3 protein-coding genes are annotated in these 1,154 nt (G+C 65.7%); 2 read left to right on the top strand and 1 reads right to left on the bottom strand.

Annotated features, from left to right (window positions below; all coding sequences use genetic code 11):
• Window positions 1–399: serine hydrolase (locus JCM9942_RS16435; RefSeq protein WP_157723017.1), on the top strand; the 399-nt coding region annotated here is incomplete at its 5' end.
• A 166-nt stretch (window positions 400–565) separates the two neighbouring features.
• Here JCM9942_RS16435 and JCM9942_RS19280 read toward each other — a convergent pair.
• Window positions 566–883, bottom strand: a complete 318-nt coding sequence (locus JCM9942_RS19280; RefSeq protein ID WP_145974269.1) for a hypothetical protein — start codon at window positions 881–883, stop codon at window positions 566–568.
• Here JCM9942_RS19280 and JCM9942_RS19720 point away from each other — a divergent pair.
• Window positions 866–1,154 (top strand): hypothetical protein (locus tag JCM9942_RS19720; RefSeq protein ID WP_218185519.1); only part of this gene is annotated, 289 nt, incomplete at its 3' end. The genes JCM9942_RS19280 and JCM9942_RS19720 overlap by 18 nt on opposite strands.

The raw sequence follows: 1,154 nt of genomic DNA, 5'->3' as shown, positions 1-1,154 counted from the left end.
CTGGTGCAGTGGCAGGGCGACATCATGGCCAATGCCGCCGCCAGCCTGCGCACGACGCTGCGCGACTACGCCACCTTCATGACCTTGATGATGCCGCGTACAACGCGGGCCGCGTGGGAGATCAGGGAAACCACCCGCCAGGCGATGCTCACGCCGCAACTGGTCCTGCCCGGCCGCTGGACCGACAAGGGATTGGGCTGGAACCTGGAAGACACGCGCAGCGGGCCGGTGTTCTATCACGCCGGCAGCAACGCCGACATCTTGAAGAACTTCGCGCTGGGCGATGCCGCGCGGCAACGCGCGATCGTGCTGCTGACCAATGGCGGCAGCGGCAACCTGCTCTACCGGCGCATCGTCCGCCACGCCAGCGGTCACGACCTGCTGGGTTTCGATCTCTGACAGTCGGGCAAACCCTCAGGTTCGACACGACGGGAAACAGGCGCAGGGTGGACGGCCCCAGCGGCTCCCGCTGCTCCTGGCCGTCCGCCGCAGAGAGGCGCCAGAGCGTGAACCCGGCGCTCGCCCTGTCTTGCAGGGTTGCTGAAGCCAACCTGCCCTGCGGTCCTTACTGGTGAGACAAAGGCGCAATGGCCGCCGCTTGCGCACGGTGCCGTGCGGTGCATCGGTTGTCCGTGCGCCCCGGAAGTGGCTTCATCGGTATAGAAGGGGCGCTGCGCGGCCAGGCGTCGGCGGTTTTGCGACGGCTGTGACGCTTTGACGGAGGGCGCCGGGCGATTGTGGGGGCGCAGGCAGGCGTTTTCCACGCGGCGGTGACCGGTTTTCGGCCGATGCCGACCGATTTCTGCTCGTGCGCGACCATTTTTCGGTCGACGCCGAGCGATTTATGGTCGATGCCGAGCGATTTATGGTCGATGCCGACCATTTATTGGTCGCGCGCGAGCGATTTCCGGTCGACGCCGACCATTTTTTGCTCGTGCACGACCGATTTATGGTCGACGTCGACCATTTTTCGGTCGCAGTCGAGCGATTTTCGTTCGGCGCCGACCGATTTTTGGTCGATTGTCCTGAAAACGGATGCAATGGCGCCCATGGCGCGCCGGGCGGTAAGGGATGGCCGGTAGCAGCGGCACAAACGACAACGCCGGCACGGGGCCGGCGTTGTCGGAGGGATCGCTGCGGCGGGTCAGCCGGCG

It is taken from the genome of Stenotrophomonas pictorum JCM 9942 (assembly GCF_001310775.1).
GTDB lineage: Bacteria > Pseudomonadota > Gammaproteobacteria > Xanthomonadales > Xanthomonadaceae > Stenotrophomonas > Stenotrophomonas pictorum.
This window is presented reverse-complemented; position numbering and strand designations above follow the sequence as displayed.

What these genes read in the sequence shown, in the direction of transcription:
- JCM9942_RS19280 (WP_145974269.1), bottom strand. Translation starts at nt 883, where the DNA reads ATGGTCGGCATCGACCATAAATCGCTCGGCATCGACCATAAATCGCTC.